13 protein-coding genes are annotated in these 17,020 nt (G+C 69.6%); 10 read left to right on the forward strand and 3 right to left on the reverse strand.

Translation table 11 applies throughout. The features are described from left to right. The first annotated feature begins 4 nt into the window (after positions 1-4). The 4 genes from NWFMUON74_RS07195 to NWFMUON74_RS07210 all read left to right on the forward strand — a co-directional run bounded on the left by NWFMUON74_RS07195 (position 5) and on the right by NWFMUON74_RS07210 (position 2,996). On the forward strand, positions 5-817 hold the full coding sequence (locus NWFMUON74_RS07195) for an SAM-dependent methyltransferase (RefSeq protein WP_232110891.1): 813 nt from the start codon (positions 5-7) through the stop codon (positions 815-817). Between the two features lie 103 nt (positions 818-920). After that, complete coding sequence (locus NWFMUON74_RS07200; protein WP_187687177.1) at positions 921-1,403, forward strand: MTB12 C-terminal domain-containing protein; 483 nt, start codon at positions 921-923, stop codon at positions 1,401-1,403. A 16-nt stretch (positions 1,404-1,419) separates the two neighbouring features. Then, on the forward strand, positions 1,420-2,157 hold the full coding sequence (locus tag NWFMUON74_RS07205) for an ABC transporter ATP-binding protein (protein WP_187687178.1): 738 nt from the start codon (positions 1,420-1,422) through the stop codon (positions 2,155-2,157). Next, positions 2,154-2,996: an ABC transporter permease gene (locus NWFMUON74_RS07210; protein ID WP_187687179.1), complete on the forward strand. Its 843-nt coding sequence runs from the start codon at positions 2,154-2,156 to the stop codon at positions 2,994-2,996. Before NWFMUON74_RS07205 ends, NWFMUON74_RS07210 begins: the two co-directional genes overlap by 4 nt. 17 nt (positions 2,997-3,013) lie before the next feature. Here NWFMUON74_RS07210 and NWFMUON74_RS07215 read toward each other — a convergent pair whose 3' ends face one another. Further along, on the reverse strand, positions 3,014-4,324 hold the full coding sequence (locus tag NWFMUON74_RS07215; protein ID WP_269475323.1) for a cytochrome P450: 1,311 nt from the start codon (positions 4,322-4,324) through the stop codon (positions 3,014-3,016). A 328-nt stretch (positions 4,325-4,652) separates the two neighbouring features. Between NWFMUON74_RS07215 and NWFMUON74_RS07220 the strand changes: the two genes are divergently transcribed. The 4 genes from NWFMUON74_RS07220 to NWFMUON74_RS07235 all read left to right on the forward strand — a co-directional run bounded on the left by NWFMUON74_RS07220 (position 4,653) and on the right by NWFMUON74_RS07235 (position 14,167). Continuing rightward, positions 4,653-5,345, forward strand: coding sequence for a hypothetical protein (locus NWFMUON74_RS07220; RefSeq protein WP_187687181.1), 693 nt, complete (start codon positions 4,653-4,655; stop codon positions 5,343-5,345). Next, the gene (locus NWFMUON74_RS07225) at positions 5,342-6,628 is read left to right on the forward strand and encodes a hypothetical protein (protein ID WP_187687182.1); all 1,287 of its coding nucleotides are present in this window, start codon (positions 5,342-5,344) and stop codon (positions 6,626-6,628) included. Before NWFMUON74_RS07220 ends, NWFMUON74_RS07225 begins: the two co-directional genes overlap by 4 nt. A 181-nt stretch (positions 6,629-6,809) precedes the next feature. After that, a complete protein-coding gene (locus NWFMUON74_RS07230) occupies positions 6,810-10,301 on the forward strand; it encodes an ATP-dependent helicase (protein WP_187688995.1) in 3,492 nt (1,163 codons plus the stop codon). A gap of 50 nt (positions 10,302-10,351) precedes the next feature. Continuing rightward, positions 10,352-14,167 (forward strand): ATP-dependent helicase, encoded by a 3,816-nt coding sequence (locus NWFMUON74_RS07235; RefSeq protein ID WP_187688994.1) that lies wholly within the window; start codon positions 10,352-10,354, stop codon positions 14,165-14,167. Between the two features lie 10 nt (positions 14,168-14,177). On the opposite strand, the gene NWFMUON74_RS07240 is transcribed toward NWFMUON74_RS07235, so the two are convergent. After that, positions 14,178-14,570 carry a DoxX family protein gene (locus NWFMUON74_RS07240; RefSeq protein ID WP_197986979.1) on the reverse strand — a complete coding sequence of 131 codons (393 nt, stop codon included), beginning with the start codon at positions 14,568-14,570 and terminating at the stop codon, positions 14,178-14,180. 97 nt (positions 14,571-14,667) lie between these two features. Between NWFMUON74_RS07240 and NWFMUON74_RS07245 the strand changes: the two genes are divergently transcribed. Both NWFMUON74_RS07245 and nudC read left to right on the forward strand, forming a co-directional pair. Further along, positions 14,668-15,723, forward strand: coding sequence for a potassium channel family protein (locus NWFMUON74_RS07245; protein ID WP_187688997.1), 1,056 nt, complete (start codon positions 14,668-14,670; stop codon positions 15,721-15,723). Positions 15,724-15,784: 61 nt separating this feature from the next. Beyond that, the gene (gene nudC / locus NWFMUON74_RS07250) at positions 15,785-16,711 is read left to right on the forward strand and encodes an NAD(+) diphosphatase (RefSeq protein WP_187687183.1); all 927 of its coding nucleotides are present in this window, start codon (positions 15,785-15,787) and stop codon (positions 16,709-16,711) included. A gap of 11 nt (positions 16,712-16,722) precedes the next feature. Here nudC and NWFMUON74_RS07255 read toward each other — a convergent pair whose 3' ends face one another. After that, positions 16,723-16,974: a mycoredoxin gene (locus NWFMUON74_RS07255; RefSeq protein ID WP_269475324.1), complete on the reverse strand. Its 252-nt coding sequence runs from the start codon at positions 16,972-16,974 to the stop codon at positions 16,723-16,725. Between the last annotated feature and the right edge of the window lie 46 nt (positions 16,975-17,020).

Here is a 17,020-nt window from a genome sequence, read left to right on the forward strand (position 1 = left end):
CACCGTGGTCGAAGGAACTGAAGGCCCTGCGCCGGAACGCAATCGGACACCGGAACCGTTCGATCCCGGCCAGCTGAACTCCGCCCGGGTGTACGACTACCTGCTGGGCGGGAAGGACAACTACGAGGTCGACCGGGACATGGCGCGCCAACTGCTGTCGAGCGCACCCGAACTCAAGACCTTGGCCTGGTTCACCCGGACATTCATGCGCAAAGCGGTCGAGATGGCCGCCGATGCCGGTATCCGCCAGTTCGTCGATCTCGGCTCGGGTATCCCGGTCTCGCCCAATGTGCACGAGGTGGCTCAGGAGATCGAGCCGTCGGCACGGGTGGTGTACGTCGACTACGATCCGCTAGTGTTCGCCCATTGCGACGCGCTGCTGGCCGGATCGGCCGGTGTGACAGCGCTGTTGGGAGATGTTCGCCGCCCCGACGAGCTCCTCGATCAACTGAGCGAGCGCGGCCTGATCGATCTCGACGAGCCGGTAGCCATCACGCTCGTCAGTGTGCTGCATTACGTGATGGACGACGAAAACCCCGCCGGCATCGTCGCCGGTTTCCGAGATCGGCTGGCACCGGGCAGCTATCTGGCGCTCACGCACGGCTCCAGTGACTCGGACCCGGCGATACTCCAGGTACTCGCCGGCACCGCCAACACCTCGGCCCAGGTCTGTTTCCGCTCCACAGCGCAAACGGAGGCGTTCATGGACGGTTTCGAGTTGCTCGAACCCGGTGTGGTGCCGGTACAGCAGTGGCTGCGCCCCGGCTTGCCGGACACTCGAATGGTCATGCTCGGTGCGATCGGCCGCAAACCCTGAGAATCCGATCCGACCGGAGTAGTCTCGAACCCGCCATTGTGTTGGCCGCCTGCACATTCGAGCGTGCATCAGGTGCTGCCCCAGTCGATCAGAGGATGAAGAAATGAAGACCCTCAACATTGTCGCTGGTGTCGTGTCGACGATCGCAACGGTCGCCGCGGTCACAACCGGCGTCTCGGTTGTCAATGCCCCTGTCGCCGCCGCCGCTCCCGGCGAATTCCTCATCACCAAGGAGGTTCCCACCCTGGACGATCTCGACGCGCAGGTCGCGTTCCTGATCGAACAACCCGCTTCCGACGAGGCCAAGGCCGCCAATATGGAAGGCGGCATGCGCGCGGTCGTGGTCGCGCGCACGCTCTACAACATCGGCATGTACCGCGCTCCGCGCGGGTCGAACGAGATCACCGGTCCCGAGACCCACGCGGGCAACGTGCACACCGCCATGCTGCGCAGCAAGTCGGCGGGACAGCCGGATCTGGTTGCGCGCGTGGTCTGGAAGCGTATCGATGGTGTCTGGAAGCTGTCCAACAGTTCCGTGTGTGAGGGCGTCAAGGCCGTGGGACTGGCGATGGCCTGCGACTTCTGACGGGCTGCGCGCGCCGGTGATCGAAATCCGCGACCTCACGCTGAGCTATCCCGGCGTGACCGTCCTCGATGTTCCCGAACTGACCGTGGCCGACGGTGCACTCACTTACCTGATCGGCCTCAACGGCACCGGCAAAACCACGCTGCTGCGGTGTATTTGCGGTGTCATCGCGCCTGCCGTCGGCACCGTCCGGGTCGACGGCACGCTCGTCCGGGCACATCGGACCACACCGGCAACCCTCGGAATGCACTTGAACTACCGCGCTTTCGACCCACGTCACACCGCGCGGCGGCATCTGCGCTGGATCGCCCGCGCGCGTGGACTGCCCACCGGCCGGGTCGGCGATGTGCTCGAGATCGTCGACCTCGTCCGGGTCGCCGATCGCCGGCTGGGCCACTATTCGCTCGGGATGCTCCAACGCGTCGGCATCGCCGCCGCGCTGCTCTCCGAGCCCCGGACCCTGCTGCTCGACGAACCCCTCAACGGCCTCGACATCGCGGGCATCCGCTGGATACGCGAACTGCTGCGCCGTCTCGCCGACGCCGGGACGTGTGTCCTGGTCGCCACGCACCTGCTCGACGAGGTGGAACGCAACGCCGACCACATCGTCATCCTCGGTGACCGGCGCATTCTGGCCGACCAGCCGTTCGCTCACCTGATGGACACCCTCGAGCCCGGCGAGAGCAGCCTCGAGGACGCCTATCTGCGGATCGCCGGTCTGCCGACCGACGTGACGTCGGGTGTGGCCCCGTGAGCGGCCCCGGTCCGGTGACCCTGATCCGCCGCGGCATCGCCGCCGAATGGACCCGCACCACCGGGCGTGGCTTCCTGTGGACCGTCGCGGTCCCCCTCACGTTCGTGCTGCCGCTGGCCGTCACGTTCGGAATCGCCGCTGTCGCAGAACGTCTTGCGAGCCTGCCCGGACAGAGTTACCTGGCCACGGTCTCCACCACCAACTCCGTGTACTGGGTGATCACCTTGTCGGTGTCGGTCATGATGGTCGCCACCGCTTACGCCCATGCCACCCAATGGCGCGGTCAGGCAAGCGATCTCAACGCGTTTCTGTTCGCCCGATCCTGGACGGTCGCGTTGGCCCGGTGGATCTACTACGGCATCATCACGGCGATATCGACAGTCGTCCTGCTCGTCGTCGTCATGGTCACGCTGCCGCACCAGTTCCCGCAAATCTATGGGGACGTGGACATTACGGACTCCGCCGGTATCCGTTTCCTGTGGACCGTGCCGAGTTACGCGTTCGCCGCGTGCGGTGTGGGCGTCGCGGCCGGGTCGATGATCCGCACTCCGTCCGCCGCCGTCGCCGTGCTGTTGTTCTGGGTCTATGTGGCCGAGAATTCCATGAATCTGCTACCCCACGGGTACACCTTGCAGGCCTATGCCCCGTTCCTCAACGCGGTCGCCGCGACCGGGCAGGAAGTCGCCTTCATCCCTCGTTTCGGCCGCAACGGCTCGCTGCTCTACTTCGTTGTCGTCGCCGTCGCCCTTTTCGTCCTCACCGCCGTGCTGCCCATCCTCGGGCGCCGGATATCCGGATATCGCAGGGCGGCTTCGCTCACCAAATCACGCGCAGCCTGAGCCGGGCCGCCGCGCGATCACACCGATACCGGCTGAACCTCGAGCGGAAGACTTCGCATGCCGGGGATCGGGCCCATGGCTCGCACGGGCTTGGTCGCGACCGGCTTGAACTCCCACTTCGACAGCAAACTGTGCAGTATCGTCTGCATGGCCTGCCAGGCGTAATTGTTGCCGAGGCACATCTGGTTGCCCATGCTGAACGGAACGAAGCTCCGGCATTTCGAGCCGGAGTTCCCGCCGGACCACCGATCGGGGTCGAATGTGTGCGGCTCGGGGAAGATGTGCGGGTTGCGGTGAACGGCAGCGATGCTGTAGCCGATATCGGTTCCGGCAGGAAAGGTGAACCCGCCGAGTTCGACCGTGGTGACGGTGCGCCTGGTCTGCAGTAGTGGCGAATGGAACCGCGTGACCTCGTTCAGGAATCGGTTCAGGTAGTCGAGTTGGTCGAGGCTGCGGGGATCCGCTTCGCCCGCGGCGGAGATTTCCTGCCGCAGCTTCGACGCCACCTCCGGACGCTGTGACAACTCGTACAGCGCCCAGGTCAGCGTGGCGGTCGAGGCGTCGATACCGCCGAAGAGAACGGTGACCGCCTGCGCGGCCAGGAACTTGTCGCTGCGGTGTTCCGCGTCCGAGGAGTACAGCAGGATGTCGAGCAGGTCGTCCCGGCGCTCGCCCCCGGCCCGGCGCGCGGCGAGCAGTTCCTGACAGTAGCCCCGCAGCCGGGTTCCCGCCGACAGGAATTTGCGGTTCACCGGCAATGGCAGGCTCGCCAGCTGTTTGGGCAGCACACTGCCGACAATGGCGCCCGCGCCGATATCCTCGATCAGGCCCGAGATCAGTTGGAGCTCCGCGGTTTCGGGCTCGTGCGAGAACAAGGACCCCAGCAGATTGGCGATCACCACGTCCAGCAGCGCGGAACGAGCTTCGATGATCTGGCCCGGTCGCCACGAACTCGCCAGCGCGTCCGCGTTACGTTTGATGACGGGCGCGTAGCTGTCCAGCTCTGCTCGGTGGAACGCCGGTTGCAGCAGGCGACGAAGATCCCTGTGTTCCTCGCCATCCGCGACGATCAACGAATCCTCGAATATGAGGCGGATACGTTCGAAGAGAAGCCCGCGCTCGTAGGCGTCGGAATTCTCCACCAACACCCGGTGCAGTAGTTCGAAATCGGTGATGACGTAGACGACGCGGCTGCCGATATCGACTCGCGTGATCTTCCCGACGCCGGCCAGGTCCACCATGAACTGGACCGGATCACGCCACATTCTCCAGCCGTGTCCGACGACAGGCAAACGGCCGGGTCCGCTCGGGACGTCACGAAGATCCACTCGTCTCTTGCCCTTTCCTCACAGGTGCAAGGACTTCGGCGGATCGGATCGCGATCGCCGAGGTCCGTTGGCGATCCACACGTTACCTCAGCCTGGACTCGCGTGACGGCGGTTGACAAGCGAAAACGGCTGTCCCGCAGGCATGATGGCACTTGCTGACGATTCTCCACCGGCAGCGTTCGCCTTGGCCCGGGCACCGGCTTCCGCCAGTGGCGCAGCGCCCTACCAGCATCGGCGGGCAGCACCAGGTCGATGCGAGAGCCAAGTTCACGGGAACATACCGGCGAACGTCCACGCGGTGTCATCGCGTCTCGCTACTGTTCTTGTCGTGCTGGTCATCTCGGTGCAAGCCATCCTGGAGGAGGCGTCCTCCATCGGTCGCTTCGACAGCGGAAATATCAAGCAACTGCCCAGCCTGCTGGAAGCGGAGAATCTGAGGCGGTTCCGGCAGGCGTACTCGACTGTCTGTTTCCTGGCCTTCGACGCTGTCGCGGACCGGGCGGTCGCGGACTATGTGCAGGGGTCGACGCTCGCCGATGACAGCGGGCCGAACATACTGGTCATGTTCACCTGGCACCGGCCCGCGCCGATCGTGGTGCCGGTGTCGGGTGCGGATGCCGGGCAGGTGGGGGAGATCCACCGCGGCGTGAATCCTTCGTACGACTTGCTCCGCACGCTGTTCGACGGTGGCAAACGCGTGCCCCGGCCACCCGGACTGGTGGTCTTCGGTGACTTCACTGAATCGACGGACGGCGTATACCTGTCCCTGCATCAGGAGACCACGGACGAGGTCCGCACGCATTTGCGTTCGGTGTTCGCCGATATCGAGGAGATCGCCGAGCAAACCAAGCCGCGGAAGTTCCTGGACGCGCTCGGTGTGCATTGGACCCATGTGGGCCTGGAGTACGACCGCACCAGCGCACGGCCCATCCGCGAGTGGCTGCTCAAAGGGTTTCAGGTGGCGCGGCGCAATGGCGGCGACATCGTGGGGGTCGTCGGCGGACTCGGGGTGCTGGGATGATCCCGATCGGTTTCACCGCCGATCGTGGTGTCCGCGGGCTGGACACACTCGCGGGGGTACTCGCCTTTCTGATGAAAGAGGCGTTGTTCGTCAGCGCATCCGAGGCGGTGACGCCGCATGCCGCCGATTCCGTATCGGATCGGCGGGCCCGGCACAGCGTTGTCCACGACCTCGCTCGCGGCCTCGAGCAGGCCGTTGGCTTGCGGTTCACCGGTATGCGCACACCGCTTCTGCACCACGCTATCGACAGTGCGCCCGACGCCGAATTGAGTGGTTATCTGGCCGAGCACCCGCGATACCCGCCGTCGGAGTGGTTGGTCGACCTGTTCGTTCGCTGGGAGGCGCACCGCGAGGTGTGCCGAAACTCGGCATCATCCGATGGTGACAGCTCTGTGCTGGAGTCGGCACGTCTGCAGCGAGCCGCACTGTATCACGCCTGGAAGTCTGGAAGTATCTCTGCCGCAACGGAGTTCGTTCTCGACGTCGTGGACGGCGGCCTGTGTCGCGACGCACGCGGCGCGGCGCGTGCGCTCACCATGCTGTTGTGGGCGGTCCGCGACGACGACACCCCGGAGGACTTGGTCCGCCGCTATTTCGACGGTCACGTCCCGGCGACCGTGCACGACTGGACGCGACTGTCGTTCACGGAGCCCGACCGGCCCGCACGATTCTCCGCGGCGGCATCGGCGGCGCTGACCGACCTGCTGCCGCGTCCATGGACGCGACTGGCGGACGCGCGCGGGGCAGCGGATGTGGACGAGTGGTTCATCGCCCTGATCCGGGCCATGGGCGCCATCCAGTGCACGCTGTATGTGCTGCAATGGGTGTCCGATCGCCTCCCGCTGGGAGCCCGCGCGGTCTACGGCCAGCTCACCGAACTCGACGCCGACCACGGCAGTACCTGCGCGCTGCTACGGTTCCACGGCACGCTGGATATGCCCGGATTCATTGCCCGCCAACGCGATCAGGCCGCTGTCTACCGCCGCAACGGCGACACCACCGGCGACCGATTCGCGAACGAGCGAATGGTGCTGCCGCGGTGGCTGTTGGAACACGAGGGCGAACTGCCCGCGCCCTGGCGGCATCCCGGTTGGCGCACCGCAACCCTGCTGAACCCACCGAAATCCGCCCTGGCGCGACTACCACCCGAACACGCGGTCGTAGTCGACCCACTCGCCCCCCAGCACTGGCAAGCCTTGGCACGTCAATTCGGTCAGGACGGCGCGACGTGGGCAGCGGCAATGGCGGAACACATGTCCACAGCCGCCGCCAACCGGAGTTGAGCCGCGTCGAGGAACAGAATATATGTTCGAATCGACGGTTCCGGCTCGACAGTGAAAATCGGGCGGGCAATAACGGTGGTGTGCGATGCCTATCACAGCGCGGATACGGCGGTGATCGGGGACGCGGTTTGCTGCGGTGGCCGCATTTCTGTCGGACGGGTCTGTTGAAATAGCGGTCGTGATGCGATCGGATGGCTCGGTGCGATTGGTGCGTCGCGGCGAGACGGCCCCCCGGGTGCGGGAATGGGGGGCCGAGGTCCGCGCGCTGTTCGACGGCGCGGCCGGGGCGGCCGGGTGGCTGCCCTGGCAGGTGCTCGGCGGCCCGGGGTCGGGTAAGACCGCGCTGCTCACCGATATCGCGTCCGAGCGGATCGCCGCGGGCGCGGACCCGGATTCGATTCTGGTGCTGACCCATTCCAAGCAGGCGGCGCTGCGGGTGCGCAACGCAGTCACCCGGCAACTGGCCGCCGCGTTCGGCGGGGTGCCCGGGGCGACGCGGGAACCGCTGGTTCGCACGGTGCACTCCTACGCCTTCGCGATCGTGCGCCGGCATGCCGCCGCGCACGGCAACCCGCCGCCACGGCTGCTCACCGGCGCCGAGCAGGACGTGGTGCTGCGCGAGATGCTTCGCGGCGAGCTGGCCGATATCCAGGAGGGTTACGGCGGGGACACCGACCGCTGGCCGCAGCGACTGCAACCGGCGCTGGGCACGATCGGATTCGCCGAGCAGTTGCGCGATCTGATGCTCCGCACCACCGAGCGCGGGCTCGGGCCGGAGGACCTGGTCGAATTGGGCCGCCGGTACGACCGGCCGGAATGGGAGGCCGCGGGCCGCTTCGCCGAGCGCTACGAGCAGGCTATGCTGCTGCGCTGGTCGGTCGGTGTGGAGGCGCCGGAGGCGAGTGCGCCCGCGCTGGACGCCGCGGAGCTCGTCGGCGCGGCACTGGATGTGCTGGCGCTGGACCCGGAGCTGCTGGCGGCCGAACGCGAGCGGGTTCGCTGTCTGCTCGTCGACGACGCGCAGCATCTGGATCCGCTTGCGGCGCAACTCGTTCGCGCCATCGGGTCGGGCGCGGCGACGACGGTGGTGGCCGGTGACCCCGACCAGTCCGTGTTCACTTTCCGCGGCGCGGACGCCCGCTTCGTCGCCGAGCTGGACGTGCCCGCCGAGCGGCGAATCATCCTGCGCGAGAATCATCGTTGCGCGCGTGCCGTGCACGAGGCCGTGGTCCGGGTGTCCGGGCGGCTGCCCGGCAGCGCGCCGCAGCGCTTCGACGGACGCGAAAACCCCACTGTCACAGCCGAAACGGTCACGGACGGCGGCGAGGTCCAGGTGCGGGTGCTGACCACCCCGGCGAAGGAAGCCGCCCTGATCGCCGACCACCTGCGCCGCGCCCATCTGACCGACGGCGTGCCCTGGTCGCGCATGGCGGTCGTCGTCCGCTCGGTACCGCTGTTCCTCGCCCCGCTGCGCCGCGCCCTGCTGGCAGCGGGAGTGCCCGTCCTGCAACCGAAACCGGACGTTCCCCTGGCCCGCCGCCGCGGGGCGGCCTGGATGCTGCTGTCCTTACGTGCCCTGCTCTCCGGCGACCGCGACCGCCCCGACCTGTTCACCGAGGACGACACCCTCGACCTGCTCTCCGGCCCCCTGGGCGGCGCCGACCAGATCACCCTCCGCCGCCTCCGCCGCGGCATCCGCCGCACCCTCCTGGAGCGCGGATCCCGCGCCGCCACCGACGACCCGTGGGCAGGCGCGGCCGACGGTGACGACGCCCCCGCCGCTGCCGCGAGGGAAGCGGAAGGCCCCGCCGATGTGACCGGCCAGGCGAAGGGGGGTGTTGTGGATGACGACTTCGCTTGGGAGGCAGTGGATTCCGCTTACTCTCCGGATTTGGATCGATCGTCGGCGGAGGTGTTGCGGGAGCTGATCACCGGGGTGGGGGATTTCACGGTGCTGGATCGGCTCACCGAGGTGGAGGCGGCGCCGTTGCGGCGGGTGTTGAAGGCGGTGGGGCGGGCTCGGAAGGCGGCGCGGCGCGGCGCGGGGCTCGAGGACGTGTTGTGGGCGTTGTGGACGGCGTCGAATCTGGAGCGGCGCTGGGTCGGGCAGTCCGAGCGTGGGGGCGCGGTCGGCATGCAGGCCGACCGCGATCTGGATGCGGCGGTCGGATTGTTCGATGCCGCGGCCGCCTTCGTCGACCGGCTGCCGCGCGCCACCATCGAGGGCTTCGTGGAATATCTGGAGCTCCAGGAGATCCCGCAGGATTCGGCGCCGCTCACCGACCCGGGCGACGCCGTCGCCATCGTCAGCGCGCACGCCGCCGCGGGCCGGGAATGGGATGTCGTCGCGGTAGCCGGTGTGCAGGAAGGGATCTGGCCCAACCTGCGCCCGCGCGGCACGCTGCTCGGCATCGAGGATCTGGTGGACCTGGTCGCCGGCGTGGTGGATTCCGGTGACCGGGTGAGCCGCGCGGCCCCGATCCTGGCCGAGGAGCGGCGACTACTGCTGCTGGCCTGCAGTCGCGCGCGGCGGTCGCTGCTGGTCACCGCGGTCGAATCGGTCAGCGGCGACCGTGATCTGGTGCCCTCCCGGTTCCTCGGCGAACTCGACGAGACGGCCGACTCCAGCGAGCCGGGCCGCATCCCGTCGCCGGTCGATCCCGGCCGAGCCCTGGTGATGCAGGCACTGATCGCCGAATTGCGCGGTGTCGCATGCGATTGCGAGGAGAATCCGCGGCGTCGGCAGCGCGCGGCGCGCGAACTGGCCCGGCTGGCCCGCGCGGGCGTGCGCGGCGCACACCCCGACGACTGGTACGGCACCGCCGAACTCAGCTCGCAGATGCCGCTGTGGGGAGACGACCAGGGCCCGGTCGCGCTGTCCCCGTCCACGGTCGAGTTGTTGCAGACCTGCCCGCTGCGCTGGGCCCTCGAGCGCCACGGCGGCAGCGACGGCGACAATCCGTACGCGGTCAAGGGCAACCTCGTGCACACGCTGGTGCAGGCGCTGGCCGGACAGGTGTCGGAGGCGCAGGTCAAGGCCGCGCTGGTGCGCGCCTGGAAGACCGTCGATCCCACCGCCTCCGACGACGGCCCGCACAGCTGGCACTCCCGCCAGGAACTGCGCCGCACCGAATCCATGCTGGACACGTTCCTGGCCTGGTTGCACAACACCCGCAACGAACTCACCCAACTGGGGGTGGAGGTGCCGGTCGACTGCGTGCTGCCCGCCCGCGCGCCGGGGGAGTACGCCGTGCGGATCCGGGGCCGCGTCGATCGGGTCGAGCGCGATGCGTTCGGGCGCTTCGTGATCGTGGACGTCAAGACCGGCAAGACGCCGATCTCCAAGCAGGCCGCGCAGGACCACGCGCAGCTGGCGACCTACCAGGTCGCCGCGGCCGCGGGCGCGCTGGACGACGGATCGCCCGACGCCGAACCCGGCGGTGCCCGGCTGGTCTACGTCGCCAAACCGAGCACCAAGGAGGGCGCGGCGCAGCGGATGCAGGCCGCGCTGGACGCCGACGGTGTCGAGCAGTGGCGCGACGCCATCCATCAGGCCGCGGCCGCCACCCGCGGTCCCAGCTATCTGGCGATGCGCAACGACGGCTGCCGGCACTGCTCGGTGTCCGGCAGCTGCCCCGTGCAGGACACCGGGCGGCAGGTGACCGATACGTGAGCGGGCCGGGCGGACCGATCACACCCGAGCGGCTGGCCGAGGCGCTCGGTATGCCGCCGCCCACCGCCGAGCAGGCCGCGGTGATCGCCGCCCCGCCCGGCCCGACGCTGGTGGTGGCGGGAGCGGGCGCCGGTAAGACCGAGACGATGGCCGCGCGCGTGGTGTGGATGGTCGCCAACGGTTCGGTCGCGCCCGACGCGGTGCTGGGCCTGACCTTCACTCGAAAAGCCGCGCAGCAGTTGACCACTCGCATCCGTACCCGGCTGGCGCGGCTCGCCGGGTCACCGCTGCTGCGCGAGGTCGATCCGAGCGGCCGGTTGCGTGCGCGGGTATCGGGCTCCGAACCGGAGATCAGCACCTACCATTCGTACGCCGGTCGGCTGCTCGGCGAGCACGGGTTGCTGCTGCCGGTGGAGCCGAACGCGACCCTGCTCACCGAGACCCAGCTGTGGCAGCTCGCCCACCGGGTGGTCACCGGCTGGGACGGCGATCTCGACACCGACCGCACTCCGGTGTCGGTCACCGAGGCCGTGCTGGCGCTGTCCGGTCAGCTCGCCGAGCATCTGGTCGAACCCGAGCAACTGGCCGAGGCGCACACCGAACTCGAGAAGCTGATCCTGACCCTGCCGCGCGGCCCGCGCCAGCGCGGCGGCCCCAGCCAGGAGCTGCTCGGCATCCTCGGCGTCCAGCACGAACGAGTGGCGCTACTGCCCCTCGTGCAGCGGTTGGGCGAGGAGTTGCGCCGCCGGGGCGCACTGGATTTCGGTTCCCAGATGTCGCTGGCCGCGCGGCTGGCCGCCGAGCATCCGGAGGTGGGGGCCGCCGAACGAGCCCGGTTCCGCCTCGTGCTGCTGGACGAATACCAGGACACCGGCCACGCCCAGCGTATCCTCCTCGCCGCCCTGTTCGGCGATCTGGACAGCGCCCGCGGAGTCGACGGGCCGGACGATGCTGCGAACACCTTCGAAGATTTCGGCCCGCCGCGGCGGTCGGCAGACGAGGATTGCCACAGCGGTGCGCGGGCAGTCGGAGCGGATCGAGAGACGGGGCAGCCGGGGGAGGGGCCGCCCGGTTCCGGTCCGGACAACGCTCGCGGCGGCGGCTCCGAGGGCGATGCGGTGGCGTTCGAAGGGTTCGACTCTCCGCACGCGTCGGCCGCGGAGGATTCGCGTGGCGGTGAGCGGGCGGCCGGGGCGGATGCCGAGACGGGTGTGGCACGGGACCATACGGTGGGTTCCGCTGCCGCCGAAGGGGTCTCGGCGGGCGAGGGCTCGGCGATGGGGGCAGTTCCCGGGCAGCGGCTGGCGGTGACGGCGGTCGGTGATCCCATGCAGTCCATCTACGGCTGGCGGGGTGCGTCGGCGGCGAACCTGCCGCGGTTCGCTACCGATTTCCCGGTGGCGCCCGGGGTGCCGGCGCCGGTCCTGCCGCTGCTCACCAGCTGGCGTAATCCGCCGGAGGCGCTGGAGCTGGCGAACTCGATAGCCGAACCGCTGCGGCAGACGCCCGGGGGTGTCGCGGTCGACGCGCTGCGCCCCCGGCCCGACGCCGCGGCCGGGACGGTGGCGCTGGCGCTCGCCGAAACCGTTGCCCACGAACGCGAGTGGGTGGCCGAGCGGATCGCCGCCGAATGGGAGGCGCACGCCGACGCCGGTGCGGCCCCACCGACCTCCGCGGTCCTGGTGCGCCGCAACGCCGACGCCGCGCCGCTGGCGGAGGCGCTGCGTGAACGCGGATTGCCGGTGGAGATCGTGGGGCTCGGCGGCCTGCTGGCCACCCCGGAGGTGGCCGATGTGGTCGCCACGTTGCGCCTGATCGCCGATCCGGGCGCGGGCAGCGCGGCGGTGCGCATCCTGACCGGCGCGCGCTGGCGGCTCGGTGTGACCGATCTGGCCGCCCTGGCCCGCCGGGCGCGCGAGCTGTCCATCACCCGGCCGCCCGAGCAGGCCCCCGCGATCACCGACCCGGCCGCGCTGGCCGAGGCCCTGCGCTCGGTGGCGCCGGAACCGGCGGAACGGGCCGGGCTTGCCGACGCCATCGCCGATCCCGGTCCGGCGGAACAGTATTCGGAGGCCGGTTACCAGCGCATCGTCGGGTTGGGCCGGGAGCTGGCGGCATTGCGCGAACGCAGCGGGCAGTCGCTGCCGGAACTGGTCGCCGACGTGGAGCGCACCATCGGCGTCGGCGTCGAGACCCAGGCGCGGCGCGCCTCGGCGGGCGGCGGCGCGGGCCGCGAGCACCTCGACGCCTTCGCCGAGGTGGTCGCCGACTACGCGAGCGACCACCGTGCCTCGCTACCCGGCCTGCTGACCTTCCTGGCCGCGGCCGAGGAGGTCGAAAACGGTTTGGAGCCAGGCGAAATCGAGGTCGCCCGCGACCGCGTCCAGGTCCTGACCGTGCACGCCGCCAAGGGCCTGGAATGGGAGGTCGTGGCGGTCCCGCACGTATCGCGCGGAGTGTTCCCCTCCGGCACCGCCGCGGGCAGCTGGCTCGGCGCCCTGGCCGAACTCCCCACCTCCCTGCGCGGCGACCGCCGGCGCGACCTGGACGGGGCAGACGGTGAGGGGGTGCCCGTGCTGGATCTGTCGGAACTGTACGACCGGAGTGACCTGGACCGTGCGATCAAGGAGCACAAGGACGCGCTCAATCGGCGGCGGCTCGACGAGGAGCGTCGGCTGTTCTATGTGGCGCTGACCAGAACCGAACGGGCACTGTTCGTTTCGGGCCACCACTGGGCGGAGACCGGCTCGACGCCGAAGGGTCCGTCGGATTTCCTGCTGGACCTGAAGCGCGTCGTCGAGGATCCGGACGCCACCCCCGCCGCGACCGTCCGCGTCGACCTGTGGGCCGATCCCCCCGCCACCGACGCCGCCAATCCCTTCACCGACGACCCCGCCTCCGCCGAATGGCCCCGCGACCCACTGGGCAAGCGCCGCACCGCGATACAGGAGGGCGCCGCCCTGGTCCGCGCTGCCCTGGTCCGCGCCGCCCTCGCCGGGGAGGCATCGGACGCGCCGGCGAAATCGTCCGCCTCGGACAGCCGAACGCCCGACGAGAGGGACACGCGCCGCGGTCCCGCGGGGCAGCTGGCCCTGTTCGACACGACCACCTCGCCCGTGGACGAGCCCGCCGATGACGATCCCGAGGGCTGGGCGGCGGATGTGGACGCCCTGCTCGCGGAGCATTTCGCCGCCGATGCCGGGGTGCGGGAGGTGGAGCTGCCGGGGCAGCTGCCCGCTACCGCGCTGGTGGAGTTGCGGGCGGATCCGGCGAAGCTGGCGGCGCGGTTGCGGCGGCCGCTGCCCTATCCGCCGAGTCCGTTCGCGCGGCGCGGCACGGCTTTTCACGCGTGGTTGCAGCAGTGGTTCGGCGCGACCAGGCTGCTCGAGCTGGACGAGCTGCCGGGCGCGGCCGACAGCGGCGGCGCCGACGCCGAGCTGATCCGGCTGCAGGAGGCGTTCCTGTCCTCACCGTGGGCCGATCGCAATCCGGCGGAGGTCGAGGTGGCGTTCGAAACGTCGTTGGCGGGCACGCTGTTTCGCGGTCGCATGGACGCGGTCTTCGCCGAGCCGGACGGCCGCTGGCTGGTGGTGGACTGGAAGACCGGCGCCGAACCCACCCGCGCCGAGGAACCGGCCGTGGCGATGCAGCTGGCCGTCTACCGCCTGGCCTGGGCGCGCCTGCTGGCCACCCGCACCGGCGCCGACGAACACGAGATGCTCGAAAAGATCGGCGCCGCATTCCATTACGTGCGCACCGGCCGCACCATCGCCCCGCCGAACCTGCCGGGCCCGCAAGAGCTGGCGGAGTTCCTCACGGCCACCGTGCCCGCCTGGGCGGCGCCTCCCGACGCGGACACCGAGTGAAGCGCGGGACTCAGGCCGCTTCCCGGCGCACCTTCCACGCCTGCCGCACCATGGGCACCTGCAGCGGCAGGCGCAGCAGCGAGATCGCCTTGAAAGCCGTGGGCGCCTTGGGATTACGGACGCTGTCCACCGCCATCTGCACGTTCGCCGGATACACGGCGATGAACAGCACCATCGCCAGCAGCCCGCCGAGCCGCCTGGTCCGCGGCACGGCCAGTGCCGTCGCCACGCCGATCTCCGCCACCCCGGACCAGTAGGTGTAGGTCCGCGCCTTGCCGGGCAGTGCGGGTGGCACGATCGAGTCGAACGGCTTCGGAACGACGAAATGCAGGGTGCCCATGCCGAACAACGCGGCGGCCATCAGCTGTGCGCGCCGCGGCCGGGCGGGGGAGTCGGTGGTCATGCCGCAACGATGCCATCCGCGTGCCGCGGTGTCGAGCCGATCCCGGCCCGGTACGCTGCGGTTCCGTGGTGCAGGACAGGACCGGTGATACCCCGTGATCGATGAGCCCCCGCGCGGCCTCCGCCGCCTGACCGACCGCCCCGATTACGCCCTGGTCGGAATTCTGCGTATTCCCGAAATTCAAACCAGCCCATGGGTTTCACTGGCCCGTCGCGTGGTGTTCGCGGTCGCGTTGCTGGTGGGCGCGACACTGGTGGTGTATTTCGGGCGGGACGGATATCACGACAATCAAGGTGACGAATTGTCGCTGCTGGACGCGGCGTACTACTCGACGGTGTCACTGTCGACGACCGGCTACGGCGACATCACGCCCAGCACCCCGCAGGCCCGGCTGATCAATATCATCGTCATCACACCGCTGCGGGTGCTCTTCCTGATCGTCCTGGTCGGTACCACCTTGCAGGTGCTGACCGAACGGTCCCGGCAGGTGTTCAAGATTCAGCGATGGAGGCACAAGGTGCGTAATCACACCGTGGTGGTCGGCTACGGGACGAAGGGCCGCACCGCCGTCGACGCGATGCTGGGCGACGGTGTGCAGCCGGGGGACATCGTCGTGGTGGACACCGATCCGGTGGCGTTGGAACGCGCCGCCACCGCGGGCCTGGTGACCGTGCACGGCTCGGCCGCGCAATCGGACGTGCTGCGGCTGGCCGGCCTGCAGCACGCGTCGTCGGTGGTGGTGGCCGCCAACCGCGACGACACCGCGGTGCTGGTCACCCTCACCGCCCGCGAGCTGAATTCGAAGGCCAAGATCGTCGCCTCGATCCGGGAGGCGGAGAACGTGCACCTGCTGCGGCAGTCCGGCGCGGATTCGGTGGTCGTGTCCTCGGAGACCGCGGGGCGGCTGCTCGGCATCGCCACCACCACACCGAAGGTCGTCGACATGGTCGAGGATCTGCTCACCCCGGAGGCGGGCTTCGCGATCGCCGAACGCGACGTGGAACCGGACGAGGTGGGCGGCTCGCCGCGGCACCTGCGCAACATCGTGCTCGGCGTCGTCCGCGGCGGCGCGCTGATCCGCGTCGACGAGCCCGAGGTGGACGCGCTGGAATCCGGCGACCGGCTGCTCTACATTCGCCGCGTGCAGAAGTGAGGCCGGGCGAGCGCCCACCACCGCCGCCATCCGTGTCACCGCCGGGGGATACGCTCGGAGCGTGCCTGGTTTTCAGCTGAAAGACGTTCCGCTGCTGTCGCGTTCCGTGCTCGACCGCGCCGAGGAGCTGCGCTCGGACGAGCAGGCGCTGAAACAGGGCTGGCCGGGCGCCCGGTTGCTGCGGATGAACCGGCGCGGCCAGGTCCGCGTCGACGGCGACTCGATCCTGCTGGAACCGGCGACGACGCTGGCGCCCGAACCGGTGCCCGAGGCGGTCTTCCTCGGCATCGACGGTGGCAGCCACCTGTGGGCGGTGCGCGACGAGGAGATCGACGGCAAGCTGATGGACCTGCGGGTCGTCAGTACCCTGATGCAGCTCGACGACGTCACCCTGGGCATCCTGTCCGCCGCATTGGCCCTGCTCAACTGGCACGACCGCGCACGGTTCAGCGCCGTCGACGGCACGCCCACCGTGCCCGCCAAGGCGGGCTGGACGCGGGTCAGCGAGGCCGGTCACGAGGAGTTCCCGCGCATCGACCCGGCGGTCATCTGCCTGGTGCACGACGGCGCCGACCGGGTGCTGCTGGCGCGTCAGCAGGTCTGGCCCGAGAAGATGTTCTCGCTCCTGGCCGGGTTCGTGGAGGCGGGCGAGTCGCTCGAGCGGTGCGTGCAGCGCGAGATCCTCGAGGAGGTCGGCGTCCACGTGCGGGAGATCCGCTACCTCGGCAGCCAGCCGTGGCCGCTGCCGCGGTCGCTGATGCTCGGCTTCGCCGCGGTCGCGGACCCGGGGCAGCCGCTGACCTTCACCGACGGCGAGATCGTCGAGGCGCACTGGTTCACCCGCGACGAGGTACGCCAGGCGCTGGACGCCGGGGCGTGGGGCGCGCCGCTCGGGGACTCCGCCGCCGTCGCCGAGCAGCGGCTGTTCCTGCCGGGCTCGATCTCGATCGCCCGCAGCATCATCGAGTCCTGGGCGGCCGAGCGGTAGCGCCCGACCGCTCAGGCGATGGCGGCCAGGGCCTGCTTCACCTGCGCCAGAGTGGGATTGGTCGCGGTGGAACCGTCGGCGTACCGCACGGTCGGCACCACGTGGTTGCCGCCGTTGACGCTGCCGACGAACTCTGCGGCCGCGGGGTCCTGCTCGATATCGACCTCGGTGTAGGTGATGCCGGACTCGTCGAGCTGCTTCTTGAGCCGACGGCAGTAGCCGCACCAGGTCGTCGAATACATGGTCAGGTCGGTTGCTGTCACGCCAGCATTCAACATCGGCCGCCCCGGACCTGTTCCCGTGGGTTGT

Origin of the sequence: Nocardia wallacei (genome assembly GCF_014466955.1) — a bacterium.
Classification (GTDB): Bacteria; Actinomycetota; Actinomycetes; order Mycobacteriales; family Mycobacteriaceae; genus Nocardia; species Nocardia wallacei.

Bases quoted from the DNA above. Each gene is read 5' to 3' on its own strand.
- NWFMUON74_RS07240 (WP_197986979.1), bottom strand. From the start codon at position 14,570: ATGACCACCGACTCCCCCGCCCGGCCGCGGCGCGCACAGCTGATGGCC.
- NWFMUON74_RS07235 (WP_187688994.1), top strand. From the start codon at position 10,352: ATGCCGCCGCCCACCGCCGAGCAGGCCGCGGTGATCGCCGCCCCGCCC.
- NWFMUON74_RS07230 (WP_187688995.1), top strand. From the start codon at position 6,810: ATGCGATCGGATGGCTCGGTGCGATTGGTGCGTCGCGGCGAGACGGCC.
- NWFMUON74_RS07200 (WP_187687177.1), top strand. From the start codon at position 921: ATGAAGACCCTCAACATTGTCGCTGGTGTCGTGTCGACGATCGCAACG.
- NWFMUON74_RS07225 (WP_187687182.1), top strand. From the start codon at position 5,342: ATGATCCCGATCGGTTTCACCGCCGATCGTGGTGTCCGCGGGCTGGAC.